At 66.3% G+C, this 16,373-nt stretch carries 17 protein-coding genes; 13 read left to right on the top strand and 4 right to left on the bottom strand.

From position 1 onward, the window contains the following. Positions 1-18: 18 nt before the first annotated feature. Both GobsT_RS15765 and trmB read left to right on the top strand, forming a co-directional pair. Positions 19-528, top strand: a complete 510-nt coding sequence (locus GobsT_RS15765) for a 3-hydroxyacyl-ACP dehydratase FabZ family protein (RefSeq protein WP_010051202.1) — start codon at positions 19-21, stop codon at positions 526-528. Between the two features lie 73 nt (positions 529-601). Further along, complete coding sequence (gene trmB, locus GobsT_RS15760) at positions 602-1,282, top strand: tRNA (guanosine(46)-N7)-methyltransferase TrmB (RefSeq protein ID WP_157507089.1); 681 nt, start codon at positions 602-604, stop codon at positions 1,280-1,282. A gap of 28 nt (positions 1,283-1,310) precedes the next feature. Here the strand turns inward: trmB and GobsT_RS15755 are convergent, their stop codons facing one another. Continuing rightward, positions 1,311-1,730 (bottom strand): hypothetical protein, encoded by a 420-nt coding sequence (locus GobsT_RS15755; RefSeq protein WP_148087758.1) that lies wholly within the window; start codon positions 1,728-1,730, stop codon positions 1,311-1,313. 31 nt (positions 1,731-1,761) lie between these two features. Here GobsT_RS15755 and GobsT_RS37795 point away from each other — a divergent pair, with 31 nt between their 5' ends. Further along, on the top strand, positions 1,762-2,106 hold the full coding sequence (locus GobsT_RS37795; RefSeq protein ID WP_010051207.1) for a hypothetical protein: 345 nt from the start codon (positions 1,762-1,764) through the stop codon (positions 2,104-2,106). A 461-nt stretch (positions 2,107-2,567) separates the two neighbouring features. On the opposite strand, the gene GobsT_RS15750 is transcribed toward GobsT_RS37795, so the two are convergent. Together GobsT_RS15750 and GobsT_RS15745 are read right to left on the bottom strand one after the other, a co-directional pair. After that, positions 2,568-3,182 carry a hypothetical protein gene (locus GobsT_RS15750; protein ID WP_010049268.1) on the bottom strand — a complete coding sequence of 205 codons (615 nt, stop codon included), beginning with the start codon at positions 3,180-3,182 and terminating at the stop codon, positions 2,568-2,570. A gap of 50 nt (positions 3,183-3,232) precedes the next feature. Then, positions 3,233-3,727, bottom strand: coding sequence for a hypothetical protein (locus tag GobsT_RS15745; protein WP_010049266.1), 495 nt, complete (start codon positions 3,725-3,727; stop codon positions 3,233-3,235). A 79-nt stretch (positions 3,728-3,806) separates the two neighbouring features. On the opposite strand from GobsT_RS15745, the gene GobsT_RS15740 reads away from it, so the two are divergent. Both GobsT_RS15740 and GobsT_RS15735 read left to right on the top strand, forming a co-directional pair. Continuing rightward, positions 3,807-4,277 carry a GNAT family N-acetyltransferase gene (locus tag GobsT_RS15740; protein WP_010049264.1) on the top strand — a complete coding sequence of 157 codons (471 nt, stop codon included), beginning with the start codon at positions 3,807-3,809 and terminating at the stop codon, positions 4,275-4,277. 636 nt (positions 4,278-4,913) lie between these two features. Next, complete coding sequence (locus GobsT_RS15735; protein WP_010049263.1) at positions 4,914-5,489, top strand: helix-turn-helix domain-containing protein; 576 nt, start codon at positions 4,914-4,916, stop codon at positions 5,487-5,489. A gap of 67 nt (positions 5,490-5,556) precedes the next feature. Here GobsT_RS15735 and GobsT_RS15730 read toward each other — a convergent pair whose 3' ends face one another. After that, complete coding sequence (locus GobsT_RS15730) at positions 5,557-6,507, bottom strand: hypothetical protein (RefSeq protein ID WP_010049262.1); 951 nt, start codon at positions 6,505-6,507, stop codon at positions 5,557-5,559. Positions 6,508-6,666: 159 nt separating this feature from the next. On the opposite strand from GobsT_RS15730, the gene GobsT_RS15725 reads away from it, so the two are divergent. The 8 genes from GobsT_RS15725 (at position 6,667) to GobsT_RS38780 (ending at position 16,370) form a co-directional block, all read left to right on the top strand. Beyond that, positions 6,667-8,382 (top strand): FAD-dependent oxidoreductase, encoded by a 1,716-nt coding sequence (locus GobsT_RS15725; protein WP_010049261.1) that lies wholly within the window; start codon positions 6,667-6,669, stop codon positions 8,380-8,382. A gap of 129 nt (positions 8,383-8,511) precedes the next feature. Then, positions 8,512-9,255 carry a zinc ribbon domain-containing protein gene (locus GobsT_RS15720; RefSeq protein WP_010049260.1) on the top strand — a complete coding sequence of 248 codons (744 nt, stop codon included), beginning with the start codon at positions 8,512-8,514 and terminating at the stop codon, positions 9,253-9,255. 84 nt (positions 9,256-9,339) lie between these two features. Beyond that, a complete protein-coding gene (gene pyrH / locus GobsT_RS15715; protein WP_010049259.1) occupies positions 9,340-10,080 on the top strand; it encodes a UMP kinase in 741 nt (246 codons plus the stop codon). A 177-nt stretch (positions 10,081-10,257) separates the two neighbouring features. Then, entirely contained in the window at positions 10,258-10,818 is a 561-nt protein-coding gene (gene frr / locus GobsT_RS15710; protein ID WP_010051453.1) for a ribosome recycling factor, read from the top strand. Between the two features lie 103 nt (positions 10,819-10,921). Next, positions 10,922-13,927: a calcium-translocating P-type ATPase, PMCA-type gene (locus GobsT_RS15705; RefSeq protein ID WP_010051451.1), complete on the top strand. Its 3,006-nt coding sequence runs from the start codon at positions 10,922-10,924 to the stop codon at positions 13,925-13,927. Positions 13,928-14,096: 169 nt separating this feature from the next. Further along, the gene (locus GobsT_RS15700) at positions 14,097-14,504 is read left to right on the top strand and encodes a (2Fe-2S) ferredoxin domain-containing protein (protein ID WP_148087757.1); all 408 of its coding nucleotides are present in this window, start codon (positions 14,097-14,099) and stop codon (positions 14,502-14,504) included. 342 nt (positions 14,505-14,846) lie between these two features. Further along, positions 14,847-15,122, top strand: coding sequence for a hypothetical protein (locus tag GobsT_RS15695; RefSeq protein ID WP_033199991.1), 276 nt, complete (start codon positions 14,847-14,849; stop codon positions 15,120-15,122). Positions 15,123-15,359: 237 nt separating this feature from the next. Continuing rightward, positions 15,360-16,370, top strand: a complete 1,011-nt coding sequence (locus GobsT_RS38780; RefSeq protein ID WP_085948106.1) for a hypothetical protein — start codon at positions 15,360-15,362, stop codon at positions 16,368-16,370. Positions 16,371-16,373: the final 3 nt, after the last annotated feature.

Genomic DNA, 16,373 nt, shown 5'->3' with positions numbered 1-16,373 from the left:
CGCTGTCAAGGAGTGTTCATGTCCGCCGCAGGACCGGTGCTCGATCCGACCGCGTTCGACTTCTCTCGGCCCATTGCCGGGATCGAGGAGATCCGGGCCGTTAACCCGCACCGGTACGAGTTCGAGATGCTCACCGGGATCGTGCACGTCGACCCGTCGGCGCACGTCATCGTGGGCTTCAAGGACGCCACACCGGACGATTTCTGGACCCGCGGCCACATGCCCGGGTTCCCGCTGATGCCGGGCGTGCTGATGTGCGAGGCGGCCGCGCAGCTCTGCGGGTACTATTATTCCACGCAGAAAATCGGCGAGGCCGGCTCGCTGCTCGGCCTCGGCGGCGTGGACGAAGCCAAGTTCGTCCGCACGGTGCGCCCGGGCGAGCGGCTCGTGCTCGTCGGGACGGGGCTCCGCGTCCACCGGCGGCTCACGCGCTTCTTGGTGAAGGGATACGTCGGCGCCGAGCGCGCCTTTGAGGCAGTTATCACCGGTGTACCGCTGGGCAAGATGGAGGAGCTTCGGGGTGCGTAAGCCGCGGCGTCTTTCGGCCGAAGAACTCGCGCCGTGGGTCTGGGAGCTGCCTCGAGAAGCAGGGGCGCGGACGGTGGGCCTCAAGGCCGCAGCGGCGGCCCTTCCCGCGGCGCCGGTCGCCCTCAATCGCATCGACTGGGAGCAGTTTTATGGCAACGCGAACCCGGTCGAAATCGAGGTCGGGACGGGCAAAGGGCTGTTCCTCCTGAACGCCTCGATCGCTCGCCCGGGCACGAACTTCCTGGGCATCGAGATCGTCCGGAAGTACCAGCTCTACGCGGCCAGCCGCTACGCGGTCCGCAAGATCCCGAACGTCAAGACCGCGTGCGCCGACGCGAAACTCGTCCTCCGCGATTTCGTCGCGGTCGGAAGCGTTCAAGCCGTCCACGTCTACTTTCCGGACCCGTGGTGGAAGGCGCGACACAAGAAGCGCCGGGTGTTCACCCCGGAGTTCGCGGCCGACGCTGCCCGTGCCATCCGCGAAGGCGGCCGGCTCTACATCGCAACCGATGTGGAAGAGTACTTCGGCGTGATGACCGCAATCGTCGGAGCGATGCCCTGCTTCGAACTCCGTCCCGCAGAGGAACAGCTCGCCGCGCCGCGAACGGATGCCGGCTTCGCCACCAATTTTGAGAGAAAAGCCCTGGAGAAAGGCGGAGGGGTCTGGCGTGCGGTCTATGAACGCACCAGCGCACCGGTGACGGTGGCCGCCGATCCAACTGAAGCGGAAAACGAAGGCACGAGCAGCGATTAGCCGCCCGTGCCCTCTTAACTGGCGCCGTTTACTTTACGTTCGCGATGCTCGCTGCAGCACCGGCGACGGCCTGAATGGCGGAAGCCGAACAGGCCTCATCGCAGCAGCCTTTGATCTCGCGCGGCTTCGCGGCCGCGCGAACGCTCTCCGCGGTGCAGCAGGCGGCCTGCACGAGGCAGCACTCGTCCTTGCCTGCGCAGCAAGCCGAAGCGGTCGCCTTCGGCTGGGTGCTGACGCCAGACGCGATCGCACAGCAGGCTTCGACGGTCTCGCAGCACTCGTCCTTCGCCGCGCAGCAGTCCGCCACGGCCTGTTCCTTCGCGCAACAGCCGCCGCTCTTCGCAACCGGAGCGCCGCACGTGGCCGTTGAGCAGGTGGAAGAGGAGTAGAAGTACACCCCGCCCGCAACAGTCATCAGCCCCGCCGTGATGATGGCAAACAGCTTCATGTCACAGTCCCAGTAATGTGTAATGGAGTGAATGCGAACGTTGTTCGCGCCGGACAACCCGGCCAAGACGACACAGCTTATCCCAATTCGGGTCGTTGTGACCACGAAATTCTGTCTAACAGCGCAAAACGTGGCGTTCGAAGAGCGCGGAACGGCGAGCGTCAACGCCGACACCCGGCTGGATGTTTCTCCGGGTCAAGTCGGCGTGTGCGGAGGCGCCGAGAAGATCGCTCAGCGCGAGGGAAAGCCGTTCGCCGGTCGGCTGTGGTGCCGAATCGGCAACGGTGCTTTTAAGCGGGACCGCTTCGGCCCGCTCTGGGCAGCAAGCACAGCCGGGCACGCGGGCCGGCGTGGGCTTCTCGGGGGCGGTCGATGAGTGCTCGTGCGGTTGAGAACCGCAACACGCCTTTTTCACCTTCAAACAGCAGACACTGGACTCGACAGGAATCGGAGCCGGTGTCTTGAGTGTGGACGTGCGAGCGGGGCGCGCGGATGGAACGAACCAATCCGCTCTACAGCAGCAACGGGAGGGCGAAAGCACAAGTGCCACCGCCAGCCCGATGTGAAGGAGTGCCCGCGTCATGTGGTCTCGATTTATCACCCTGTACTGATTTGAATTGTTCCATCACCCCGCGTAACTGTCAATTCCACTACGTCCCGGGCGCAGGCGGGCGGATGGCAGGCAGAGCCGCTTGGACGAATGAGCGACCGGCAAACAGGGTGCGGCGGGTTGTCGTGATCCGCGTCATGTCGTTGAGGTTGAGGAAGGATTTGCGGCACAACCGGGGCGAATGAATGCCCCGCCCGTTCGGTGGTACTTCAGTTGCCGCGCCGATCTCACTCCGGCACCCCGAACGCTGCGAAGTACCGTTCCAGAACGACCGCCTCCAGATCGAACGCGTAGCCTTCGGCGAACGGCTCGCCGCGCGGGCCGCTGTCTCGCTTCGTGCGGGTGTGCATGCGGTCCGCGTGGTGCCCGAGTTCGTGAAGGAACACGTGGCAGAGTTGGTACGCGCGAGCAGTGTCGTCGGTCCAGTGTATCACCGGAGCGTCACGGGGCTCATCTACCTCCACCCGGGCGCCAATGCGTTCGAGAAAAGCCCGGTGCCCGCGATACCAGTCGCCTCGGAGTTCGTACCGCATCTGCTCGGACCAGGCGCACACGCCGAGGACGCCGCGGTTGTACCACCCGTCGCAATCGTCGCGGCCGTGATCGAGGCAAATCACGTCCAGCCCAACCGCCAATTTGTCCCAGTTCGGGATGAGGGCGATGAACCGCTCGACATCCCGCTTGAGTAGCAAGTGCCGGTAGCCGGCGCTCGGGCGCCGGCGGTCGATCACCAGCCGTGCCGGTGTGTGCGTGTACGGGCTCGGCGACCGTTCCCAGTTGTTCGTGCGCTGCACGCGACCGTTACGAACACCCGGGGCGGTTTTGCGGTGGAACCGGGACATGGGGTTGATCCTCCGCACCCCGGACGCGCGCCGGTCGGCAGAGGTTCGCTCTACGAGGCGTCGCGGTGCAACGCGATCGGAACGACAACCTTCGATCGTCTCGGTCCCGTCCGTTCGGCGCTTCGCATAAATTGCTCGAGATGGGGCAGTGCTGTTGACGAGTATCCGAGGGCCTTCACCGTGATGTTCCAGTGTGGCATGTAAACGGCGAACGTGTCGTTCAGCCCCAAAGGGCTACTCTGACCGTGGCACATTGAATCGCGACACACGTACTCGGCGGCACCATTCGCGTCCGTTTTCAGAATGAACTCTTCCTCCCGCACCCCTTTCGCCCGGAGCCGATTGTCACCTTCGTAAAAGCCGCCACGAGAGGTGACCACGATTTCTGCACCGTTCAGCGGTTGCCCGGTGTCGGCATCGGTGATGACGAACTCCACTGTCAGGTCGGTGCTGCCGACCCACATCAGTCGGGATGTTTCAACCAGTAACAAGACGAGCGCGCAGCCCCCAACGACGAGTAGCAGATTCCGCACGGGTTTTCGCATGGGCGTCTCGGTTGGGGAATGCGGCAACGGATCGCGACTCCAGTTTACCTTCTTGCGGAGCGGGTTTACACTCCCGCTCATGATCCGACCCATCACACCGGCCGACGCGCACGCGCTCGCGGACCTGTCCGCGGGGACGGGGTTCTTCCACCCCGGCGAGATCGAGACGCTCCACGGCGTTCTCGCGGACTACTTCGCCACCAACCGCGACGACTACGGGCACCGGGCCGTCTTGTACGAAGAGGCGGGCCGACCGATCGGCTACGTGTACTTCGCGCCGGAGGAGATGACCGACCGCACCTGGTACGTGTGGTGGATCGCGGTCGCGGCCGACCGTCAGGCCCGGGGCATCGGCAAAGAGCTGCTCGCGTTCGCGGAGCACGAAGTCCGCGCCGCGGGCGGACGGTTGCTCGTGATCGAAACGTCCTCGACCGCGAAGTACGAGCCGACGCGCCGGTTCTATCTCAAGTGCGATTACGCGCACGTCGCGACAGTGCCGGACCTCTACGCCGACGGTGACGGAATGGCAGTTTTTACAAAGCGGGTGTGAGCGCGGACCCGCACACATTGCGCGTCCGCTCCCGCGTTTACACTCGCCTCATTCGGCTCTTGCCCGTCGGCCTATACTGTGTCGCGGGTCGGTAGAACCGGAGTAACCGGACCTACCGGTCCCTCTGCCACGGAAGGCACGTCTCGGCGAAGAGTTCTCACCCAAGTTACACATCCAGCCCGAACGATCACTGTGACTGACAGTGCGAGCGCCCGGAGGCCGGTGGTCGGCCTTGGACCGTTCGCCCGATCCAGTGGGCTATACCCCCGCCGGAACCCACGGCGCTTACCAACCTCCCAATTTCGCGGGTTTTGCGAAGACGGGTGCTTGGTGTAGCCGATGGAGTTAGCGTCGCAACCGTCACCCGCGCCACCGGGCACTTTTGCCCGGCCCGCTCCGCCCGCGTAACCCGCCGGCGGAGCAGGAATGGTGCGAGCGGCGCGCGCAGTGCTAAGTATTCCGGAATCGGCCCGCCGGACGTTCATACACCCGCCGCCACGACGCCCCGGTCGTGTGCGGCACGCCCCGCGACCCTGCGGGTCCGCACCAGACGGCTGCGGACCCGTCAAGCCCGCCAGGACGGCCGAAAAGGCGAAACGGGCGCGGGGTTAGCGAGTTCAAACGGAGTGTCTCGCCATGAAAAAGGTGTTCACCACCGGACAGGTCGCGAAGATCTGTAAGGTCGCCCCGCGCACCGTGTCCAAGTGGTTCGATTCGGGCCGCTTGAAGGGGTACCGCATCCCCGGCAGCCAGGACCGGCGCATCCCCCGCGAGCAGCTCATCCGGTTCCTCAAGGAACACGGCATGCCGCTGGGTGAACTCGAAGAAGAGGAATGGCACAAGGTGCTCCTCATCGGCACCGAGCGGCTGTTCAACGACCGGATCAAGGAGCTGCTGCCCGAGAACGACGACTACAAGTTCGAGCTGGCGGACAGCGGGTTCCAGGCGGGCATCCTGGCGAGCAGCTTCCACCCCGACACCATCATCATCGACCTGGGTCTCGGCCGCGCCGAATCGATCCAGATCGTCTCCAACCTGCGCAAGGACGAGGCGTTCGCCACGACGCTGATCGTCGGGCTGGCGAGCGAGGACGAGGCCGCGCCCGAGCAGCTCCACCAGTACGGCTTCAACGACGTGTTCAAGAAGCCGTTCGACGTGGCCCTGCTCGGCGAAAAGATCAAGAGCATCGCCGACGCCAAGCGCGAGGACTGAGACGCGCCGCACAAAACGCATGAGCCCCGGGAACAGGTTCGGATGCCTGCTCCCGGGGCTCGCGCGGTTAATCGTCGTCGCGCCGGCGCGACCGTCGGGGCCGGTCGTCATCCTCGTCCTCGTCCCGCCGCCGGGGCTTCGGCCTCTTTCGCGGCGGCTCGTCCTCGTCTTCGTCCACCACCTCGAATTTCGGCTTACGGGCGGGGCGCTCGTCCTCGTCTTCGTCTACCGCCTTCGGCCGCCGCTTCCGCGGCCGTTCTTCTTCCTCCTCATCGTCTTCGTACTCCTCGTCCGCACGGTACCGGCGCTTCGGCTTCTTCTTCGCGGTCAGGCCGGCGTCGAGGAACGCGGTGCCGGCGGCGCCGAGCAGCAGTATGAGCGTCAGGTACAGGGGGATCTGCCACCGGACCCGAAACACCTCCGGCTCGCCGGCCGTGCCCGGAGCCGCCTTCGCACCGGGCGCGGCCCCGAACGCGCCGCCCCCCTTCATTTTCTCTTTCTGCTTCGCGATCTCCTTCTCGAGCGGGAACCCGATGGCCGCGTGCGCGCCGACGATGCCCATCGCCCCCAGGCAGCACACGACCAGAACCAGCCGCCGGGCGAGGTGCGGCCACGGGACGAACCCGATCACGATCCCGGCGAGAAGCGCGACCGGAAAGAGGAACAGCAGCGGCGCGGTCTGGCCGTCGGCCTTGTTGGAAGGGTCCGGACCGAACTTGGGACCGGGTCCGGCACCAGCACCGCCCCTCACGCGCTCAACACCCTTCTCAAAATCCGGCGACACGGAAACGTCACCGGTGGCGATCTGGAGCCCGCTCTGGGTGTACATGCGGATGGGCCTGGACGGATCGATCCCCGTATCCTTTTTCAGCTTTTCCAGTTCGCCGGGCGGCGCGTTCTTGGCCACATCCGGCGGGAGCGTACACGAGAGCTCGATCCACGGGAGGAAGAACAGGATCAAGCAGAAGATGAGTTGCACCGGGCTGAGCAGTTGCAGCGGGCTGAAGGAGAGTTTCATGAGCGAGTCCGCGACGGGCGTGAACAGAAGTCGATCCCGGCTGTAGCGTACCCCTGCACCTTCCGGGCAGCAATGGCATTCGCGCGGGCGGCTGGGGGTGCTTTCGCGACGCCCGACGAGCCGATACCTTGGGGTACCCCGTTCCCCGGAGCCGACGAAATGAACCGCCGCGGATTCCTCTCGCTCTCGGCCTTCACCCCGTTCGCCCACCTGCTCCCCGCGCACGCCCGAGCGGGCGCCGCGCAACCGCCCGTGCGAGAGCTGAAGGCCGATTTGGTGGTCGTCGGGGCCGGCGTGGGCGGGGTCGCGTGCGCGCTCGCCGCCGCCCGCAACGGGCTGAAGGTACTGCTCACCGAGGAGACCGGCTGGATCGGCGGGCAGCTCACCTCGCAGGCGGTCCCGCCGGACGAGCACCCGTGGATCGAGGACCGCGGCAGCACCAAAACCTATCGCCAGTTCCGCACCAAGGTCCGCGACTTCTACCGGCGCAACTACCCGCTCTCGGAAGACGCCGCGAAGAACCCCAGACTCAACCCCGGCAACGGGAGCGTCTCGAAGCTGTGCCACGAGCCGCGGGTGGCGCTGGCGGTGCTCCTGGAGATGCTGGCCCCACACATCACCGCCGGCCGGGTCAAGCTGATCCAGCCGTTCGTGCCGGTGCGGGTCGAGACGGACGGCGACACCGTCACCGCGGTCCTCGGCGTGGCCCAAAACTTCGGCACGCGGATCGCGCTCACCGCGCCGTACTTCGTGGACGCGACCGAGACCGGCGAGTTGCTGCCGCTCGCGAAGGTCGAACACGTCACCGGGGCCGAATCGAGCGCCGACACCCGGGAGCCGCACGCCCCGGACCGCGCCGCCCCCGGCAACCACCAAGCCGCGACCGTGTGCTTCGCGCTGGACTACGAGCCCGACCAGGACCACACCATCGACCGGCCCGACGGCTACAAGTGGTGGCGCGACTACGCGCCGAAAATGCAACCCGCGTGGCCCGGCAACCTGCTCTCATGGGAGATGTCGGACCCGGTCACCCTGAAGCCCCGCGCCGTCGGCTTCGACCCGACCGGCCCGGTCGCGAAGGGGCTGAACCTGTGGACCTACCGGCGGATCGTCGCGCGGGATAACTTCGAGGACGGCGCCAGCCTCCGCGACGTGTGCCTGGTGAACTGGCCCCAGAACGATTACTGGCTCGGCAACCTGTACGACACCGCGGACCCGGCGGGGCACCGCGCCGCCGCCCGCGAGCTGAGCCGGTGCCTGCTGTACTGGATGCAGACCGAGGCCCCGCACCCCGGTGGCAAGAAGGAGGGCTGGAAGGGCCTCCGGCTCCGCGGCGACGTGTGCGGCACCGACGACGGCGACGGGCTGGCGATGGCGCCGTACGTCCGCGAGAGCCGGCGCATCAAGGCGCTGTTCACCGTCACCGAGCGGCACGTCGGCGTCGAGGCGCGGGCGAAGCTCCTCGGGAAGAAGCCCGGCGAGTTCGCCGCGGAGCCGTTCAAGGACAGCGTCGGGACCGGCAGCTACCGCATCGACCTGCACCCGTCCACCGGCGGCGACAACTACATCGACGTCAGCTCCCTGCCCTTCCAGATCCCCCTCGGCGCGCTGATCCCGGAGCGGGTCGAGAACCTGCTGCCGGCGTGCAAGAACATCGGCACCACGCACATCACGAACGGCTGCTACCGGCTGCACCCGGTGGAGTGGAGCATCGGCGAGGCGGTGGGCGAGTTGGTGGCGTTCTGCACCGCCAAAAAGCGGGTGCCGCGCCAGGTCCGCAAGAGTGCGGAGCTGCTCACCGACTTCCAGGCGCAACTGACCAAAGCCGGCAGCGACCTGGAGTGGCCCGACAACATCGCCAAGACGCCCCGCTGAGCACGCGGTCGGGGTTGTCCGAAGCGGTCGGCGTACCCGCGTGCTTGCGACCCCGTCCGGCGCTGCTTAGAATCCGCGCACCGTTACTGTCCCGCGCGGCGCCGGACGCGCCCGCCCGTAGGAGCGCCGATGAACAACACGTGCCCGAGCTGTGGCGTCCTCTACAACGTGGCCGATAAGGACGTCGGCCGGCGGCTGAAATGCAAGAAGTGTGGCGTCCGACTCACCGTCACCGAGGCCGGGCTGACCATCGACGACAGCCCGCCCCGCGACGCGGAGTCCTCGGGTTCCGACCTCGACGACACGCCGGCGGCGCGCCGCCGCAAGCCGCCCGCGCTCGACCCGCTGGCGCTCCTCGCCGCGGTCGGGGGCGTCCCGGGCGTCCTGTTCGGGGCGGGGATCATCGTCGTGCTCTTTTTCACCTCCCTCCGGCTGCTCTCGGTACCGTCCGACGAGCGCGCCGCGGAGTACACGAAGAAGGTGGCGCTGGCGGAGCAGATCGAGCTGCGCGAGCTGCTCAACGCGGTCGCGCCCGACAAGCGCGACCCCGCCGAGCTGGAGGGGGACAAGCGCAAGGAGTACGAGGACAAGAAGAAGAAGATCGAGGACCGGTACTTCTGGAAGAAGAAGATCGCGGACGAGGACAAGCGCGCCACCGAGATCGGGAACCGGCGCACGAAGGTGTTCGAGGGCTACGGCACGATGTTCGGTTTCGTGCTGCTCGCGTTCGGGTGCCTCGGGTTCCTCCGCACCCAGGACGCCCTGCTCCTGCGGATCGTGGCCGGGGTGATCCTGACCGCGATGGTGCTCGGGCTGTTCCGGCTGGCGATCGGGGCCGGCGCGGGTTTCGGCGCGGCCGTCACCGTCGGGTAGTGTCGGCCCGCACCGCCGTTCGTAACTTAGACTGGCGAGCGCCGGCGCATTCCGCGCTGGTGCGCACAGCCACCCGCGAAACCAATGCCCGATTCCGACCCGACGGCTCTGAAGTACAAGCGCGTCCTGCTCAAGCTCAGCGGCGAGGCCCTCGGCTTCGGCGGCGGCAAGCTCGGCATCAACCTCGACGAAACCAAGCTCATCGCGGCCCAGCTCGCCCGCGTCGCCGCCCGCGGCATCCAACTGGCGGTGGTGATCGGGGGCGGGAACCTGCTCCGCGGCGCCCAGTTCTCCGCAGGGGACGAGCAGATCCGGCCCGCGACCGCCGACTACATGGGGATGCTCGCGACCGTGATGAACGGCCTCGCGCTGCAGGACACGCTCGAAGCGATGGGCGTGGAGACCCGGCTCCAGTCGGCCGTGCGCATGGAAACGGTCGCCGAGCCGTACATCCGCCGCCGCGCCCTGCGGCACCTGGAGAAGAACCGGATCGTGATCCTCGCCGGCGGGACCGGCAACCCGTTCGTCACCACCGACACCGCCGCCGCCCTCCGCGGCACCGAGCTCCAGGCCGACGTGCTGCTGAAGGCCACCAAGGTGGACGGCGTGTACAACGCCGACCCGGTGAAGAACCAGTACGCCGAGAAGTTCGAGCGGCTCACGTTCGATCAGGTGATCCAGAAGCAGCTCGGGGTGATGGACATCGGCGCCTTCGAGATGTGCCGCCTCGCGAAGCTGCCCATCCTCGTGTTCAACTACCGGCAGGACGGGGCCATCGAGAAGGCCGTCAGCGGCCAACCGATCGGCACCGTCGTGACCGGGTGACATCGACCTCGCCGAAGGGCTCCCCACAAAGAGGGTTCCCGCTGGCGGGGCCCCTCTTTGTGGGGAGCCCTTCGGCCCGTCTTTCTGCCCGTCTTCCCGACCGGCTCGCGACCTGCGACAATAGCCCCATGTGCCCGCCCGGGCACGAACCACCACCGCACTGACCACGGGTGCCCCATGAGCGGACCGCAAATTCTGAAGGACACGGAAGACCGGATGGAGAAGGCGCTGGACGTGTTCCGCAACGACCTGAAGGGGATGCGAACCGGCCGCGCGTCCCCGCAGATGCTCGACTCGCTCCGGGTGGACAACTACGGCACCATGTCCCCGATCCGCGACGTGGCGTCGGTCACCTGCCCGGACGCCGCCACCATCGTCATCAAGCCCTACGCGGCCGAGAGCCTGAAGGAAATTGAGAAGGCGATCCGGTCCAGCGACCTCGGGCTGGCGCCCAACAACGACGGCAAGGTGATCCGGCTCACGATGCCGGCGATGAGCGGCGACCAGCGCAAGAAGATCGTCGCCGCGGTGAAGAAGTCGGCCGAGTCCGCGAAGGTGTCGTGCCGCAACATCCGCCGCGACGGCAACAAGCACTTCGAGGACGCCGAAAAAGCCAAAACGATGACCGAGGACGACCGCGACAAGGGCAAGGCCAAGGTCCAGGACCTGCTGAAGGTTTACGAGGGCAAGATCGACGACCTCGCAAACAAAAAGGAAAAGGAAGTGCTGGAACAATAAAACAGCAGCGGGTCCGGGGGGAACGGCCGCGAGCGCCGGTCCCCCTACCCCGGTGACCAGCTCTCGTGGCCGCCGCTCGCTACCAAGTGAACCGAGCTGCCGAATGCGTTCTCTTCGCGCCGTGTCCGAGCTGTTCCCGCGGGCCAGCGACGCGGGCCTCACCGACGAACAGATCACTGACAGCCGAGCCCGGTTCGGGCCGAACCGGCTCACCCCCCTGCCCCGCGAGCCCGTCTGGAAGAAGTTCCTCGACAAGTTCGACGACCCCATCATCCGCATCCTGCTCGGCGCATCGCTGCTGAAGATCGTCGTGGACCTGTTCGAGGCGTCCACGGTCGCGGGGGTGGTGGCGCTGGCCACCGTGCTCGTGGTGCTCCTCGGGGCGCTCGTGGGCCGGCTCGGCGCGTGGGCGCCGGCGCTCGCGTTCGCACTCGCCGGCGGGCTGGTGGGGGTGAGCGTCGCGCTGGACGACCCGTCCTACGAAGGCGCCGCCGTGATGGTCGCGGTGCTGCTCGCCACGGGCGTGGCGTTCTTCAGCGAGTACCGCAGCGACCAGGAGTTCGAGAAGCTCAACGCCACCCGCGACGCGATCCGGGTGAAGGTGACGCGGGGCGGCGGGGTCCAGACCATCGCCCTTGAGGACGCGGTGGTCGGCGACCTCGTGATCCTCGAAATGGGCGACGAGATCCCGGCCGACGGGCGGATCGTCCGGGCCAACGAACTGCTCGTCGATCAAGCGCTGATGACCGGCGAGAGCGAGCCGGTGCGCAAGGCGGCCGGGCCGCCCGACGACACCGCCGACGGCCCCGACCAGCCCGGATGCGTGTTCCGCGGCACGCAGGTCGTGGACGGGGCCGGGCGCATGGTCGTCACCAACGTCGGCGACGACACGATGCTCGGGCAGATCGCCCGTCGCCTGTCCGGGGAGCCGGAGCCCGCCGGACCGCAGGACCGGGTGGCCGAGAAGCTCACCATCTCGAAAGCCTCGACCCCCCTCCAAGAAAAGCTCGAAGCGCTCGCCGGTCTGATCAGCAAGATCGGGTACGCCGCCGCCGTCGCCATCTTCATCGCGCTGCTGGTCCGCGGGCTGGTGGTCGGCGAGGTCCGGCTGCCGGCCGCGGGAGAGGACCGCGCCCAGGTGCTGCTCGCGAGCGTGCAGGCGCTGCTCTCCTACTTCGTGTACATGGTGATCGTGATCGTGGTCGCGGTGCCCGAAGGGCTGCCCATGAGCGTCACCGTGTCGCTGGCGATCGCGTGGCGGAAGATGAGCCAGGCCAACTCGCTCGTGCGGCAGCTCGTGGCGTGCGAGACGATCGGCTCTGCCACCGTCATCTGCTCCGACAAGACGGGCACCCTAACACAGAACAAAATGTCGGTGTCGCGTCTCGGCATCGGCGGGCGCACCTTTGAAGGCGCGTTCGACGGCGCTGCGGCTCCTGCCCCCGGCGCCCGCCCGGCCGAGAACACGCCCCTGCACTGGCTGATCGTCAACGCGGCGGTCAACTCGACCGCGAACCTCGAACAAAAGAACGGGGAGCTGGTCACCGTCGGTAACACCACCGAGGGGGCGCTGCTTCACTGGCTACGACGCGGCGCGTGGGCCGGGTCCGGGCCGTTCGACCACGTCCGACTGCGCGACGAATTTCCGGTGCTGCACCAGGTTCACTTCTCGTCCGAGCGCAAGCGGATGACGACCGTCGCGAGTGTCGGCGGACGGCCGACGGTGCTCGTGAAGGGCGCCCCGGAGGCGGTCCTGGCGCGCTCCTCCTCGTACCTCGCTCCGGACGGCACGATCCACCCCATGACGCCCCAGGCGCGGGCGGAGTTCGAGGTGCAGATCTTCGCCGCCGCGGCCGACGCGATGCGCACCCTCGCGTTCGCGCACGCCGAACTGCCCGGCGACGATCCGGCACACGCGGACACGTTCCACACCCGCCTCGAAGCGCTCGAAACGGGCCTGGTGTTCGACGGCTGGGCCGGCATCCGCGACCCGCTCCGCGACGACGTGAAGGAGGCCGTAAGGCAGTGCCGGGGCGCCGGTATCGAGGTGAAGATGATCACCGGGGACACGCTCGAAACCGCCCGCGCCATCGGCCGCGAGATCGGGCTCCTCGACGCCCCCGACGCCATCGCGATGAGTCACGCCGAGTTCGACAAGCTCTCCGACGAGGAGCTGTCGGCGCGGCTGCCCCGGCTGCGCATCCTGGCGCGCGCGCTGCCGGGCGACAAGTACCGGCTGGTGCGGCTGCTTCAGGCCCAGAAGCACGTCGTCGCGATGACCGGCGACGGCACCAACGACGCGCCGGCCCTGAAGCGCGCCGACGTGGGTCTGGCGATGGGGATTTCGGGCACCGAGGTGGCGAAGGAGGCCAGCAAGATCGTCCTGCTGGACGACGCGTTCAGCACCATCGTGAGCGCGGTGTGGTGGGGCCGCGCGCTGTACGAGAACATCCAGCGCTTCATCCAGTTTCAGCTCACCATCAATGTGTCGGCGCTGCTGATCGCGCTCCTGGGACCGGTGATCGGGTTGAAGCCGCCGTTCACGGTGCTGCAACTGCTGTGGATCAACGTCATCATGGACACGTTCGCGGCCATCGCGCTGTGCAGCGAGCCGCCCCGCGCGAACCTGATGCAGCGACCGCCGAAGCGGCGCGACGAGAGCATCGTCACGCGGCAGATGCTCGGGACCATCTTCGCGACCGCCGGCTTCTTCGTGGTCGTGATGCTCGTGATGCTCGTGGGGATGCAGTACGGGGGGTGGTTCGCCGGGGACGGCGCGGCCTCCGAGTTCCCCGGCCTGACGCTCCGACAGGTCACGCTGTTCTTCAGCGTGTACGTGTTCTTCCAGGTGTGGAACCAGATCAACTGTCGCTCGCTCGACCCGGGCGAATCGGGGCTGCGGGGCCTGTTCGCGAACCGCCAGTTCCTGCTCATCGCCGCGCTGACGGTGGTGGGGCAGGTGCTGATCGTGACGTTCGGCGGGAAGGTGTTCAACGTCGCGCCGCTCGGCGTACTGGACTGGCTCGCGGTGGCGGCCGGCACGTCGAGCGTACTGCTGTTCGCAGAAGTCGCACGGCGCGTGCGGCGGTGGTTCCGGGCCAGCGCGTAGCGCAGGTTTCCGATTCGCGATGCGGCTGGTTGTCTTATGTCTTTGTGGCACAGACATTCCTGTCTGTGCGGCGACAGATGGTCGCACAGACAGGAATGTCTGTGCCACAAAGACACAAGACGAAAATGAACACGCACACTCGCAACCGGACGTGAACGAGGTGTTTCCGATGCCGGAATCGAACGAGAAGCTCGCCAAAATCGCCGAGAACCTGCTGATCGGCGAGTTCCACCGGCACGTGATGTTGTGCGTGGGTGATGCCTGTTGCGGCGCCATCGGCAAGGACGGCGCGCAGGCGGCGTGGGACGCTCTCAAGGACGAACTGAAAACCCGAAACCTGTCGCTGGCAACCGGCCCGACCGCGTGCTACCGCACGAAGGTGAGCTGCCTGCGCGTCTGCGCCGGCGGGCCGCTCCTCGTCGTGTACCCCGAGGGAACGTGGTACGGGAACATGACCGCCGACCGCATCCCGCGGTTCGTTCAGGAGCACCTCATCGACGGCAAGCCGATCGAGGAGTGGGTCTTCGCCCGCAACCCACTACCGAACCCGCCGACGGCCGAACCGGTTCAAGGTTAAGGCGGTGGCAGCGTAAGTACGCCCTGTGGTCCTCGGCTCGATCGACGCGGTGTTCAGTCAGAGCGTGATCCACAGGGCGCGGTCCGAGGGGATCGAGCCCCTATCCGACCTGGGGCATAGGAGCGCGAGTAACGGAAACAGAACCGCGGCCGCTGTCAGGTGCAAGGCCGGGTTAGGCCGTTCTGCCGCGCCGTGCACGATGGGCTGAGAAGGGGCTGACCGACGCGAACGAGAACCTCAAAGCATTCAAGGACGGGAGCAAGTTCTATTATGGCACGCTCTCCCACCCACTGAAGCTCGGTGACATCGGGCAAATCTACTGTGACTTGGAACACGGTGAACGTGCTCCAAGTCACTGACAAGACCACGATGTTTGTGAAGGTGTGCTTCACCGCGGATAGCTTCGAAGTGAAGGGCGGGGCCACCGCTAGCGATCTGAAGACCGCCGAAGTGCTGCTGATGGAGAAGAACTTGCCGAGTAAGGGGGCGACGGACGGGGTCGGGTTCGACTTGCCGCGGATCTTCGAGGCGACGGACACGAAACCTACACGACCACCGGCTCGAAGACGGTGGTCCTCATTCGGCCCCTCGACGCGAAGAAAGTGGAAGCCTACCTGAAGAAGATCAAGTGAGCTGCTCGTCCGATCTTCGGGTTCAGGGCTGGTCCGGCCAGACTTAGCGCGAAAGCGGTCTTGACAGTGTGATAACGACCGATAATGTGGGGTGAAATTGGTTCTTCCCATCTCGCAAAGTCACGCACCATCTTGAGGGGCCGCTCTGCTACGCATCCTGACGCGGTGGCTGGGAGACGAGACTGCTTCCAAGACGGGTAATCGGGCTCAACTGAAGTTGAACTTGTTCGAAGACCGCAACGCACCGTCGAGCCTCCTGCTCGATGACCCGTTGTTGCCATACGAGGGGTCGGTTCTCTCGACGGCGAAGGTGATGTCTGAACCGGCGCCCACCACACCCGCCGCGACGGCGGAACCGATCACTGATCCGACAAAGGAACCTGCCCCAACGCCGACAGACTCGTCGCAAACCCAGGTGGGGCCGACACCCATCGGCATCACGCCCGTGTTGGACGACTTGACAGACATCCTGGTCCCCAACCCGATCAGCCCACCCGTTCTGTTTGACCCCCTGCCGGTCCCGGTGCTGCCGCCGGTCGATCAATCTCCGACCGCGCCCCCCGTCAGCCCGACGCCTGCATCGGTCGAGCCGACGCCAGTTGCTGACCCGATTGCCACGCCAACGCCGATCAGCATCGACACGACGCCTGCTCCCAGTCCCGCCCCCACGCCTGCACCGACTCCGACGCCGGTTCCCGGCCCGACACCGACGCCCGACCCTACGCCGGTGCCTGATCCTGGCGAGAGCATTGCTGTCGAGGTGGACGAGTTTGAATCGGTCATCTACGATGGGAGCCAAACCGGGCATTATCCACCTGAGTTGCCCGGTAATGATAGCGCTGAAGCTATAGTTGCCGGCCTCGCGCAACCTGTAGCAGCCCCGACTTCGACCAATCTGAAGATGGATCAGGTTGCGGATAAGATGTTGGGCGTGTACGGCTCTAAAGAGGCAGCGAACGCCGAACTCAAACGGCGTGGCCTCACAGTTGGTAACAAGGCGATTTACAACGACATTGATCAACTGAAATCAGCCAACATCAAGGACAAGCTTCGCTTCATTGAAATGGGCCAGACGACCGTCAACAAGAATCCTCAGATCATGGCTTACTTCATGTGGGGCCAAGATATTTCTCTGCCCAACTATAATGGCACAGTCATTCAGACGTTCGAGTTCGAGACTAAGGCATGGGCTACCGGGCAGAATAACCCGGTCGTTACTAACGAAGTGCAGTAAGCG

This window comes from Gemmata obscuriglobus (assembly GCF_008065095.1).
Lineage (GTDB): Bacteria > Planctomycetota > Planctomycetia > Gemmatales > Gemmataceae > Gemmata > Gemmata obscuriglobus.
The sequence above is the reverse complement of the archived record's forward strand: the minus strand, read 5'-3'. Positions and strand labels throughout refer to the sequence as shown.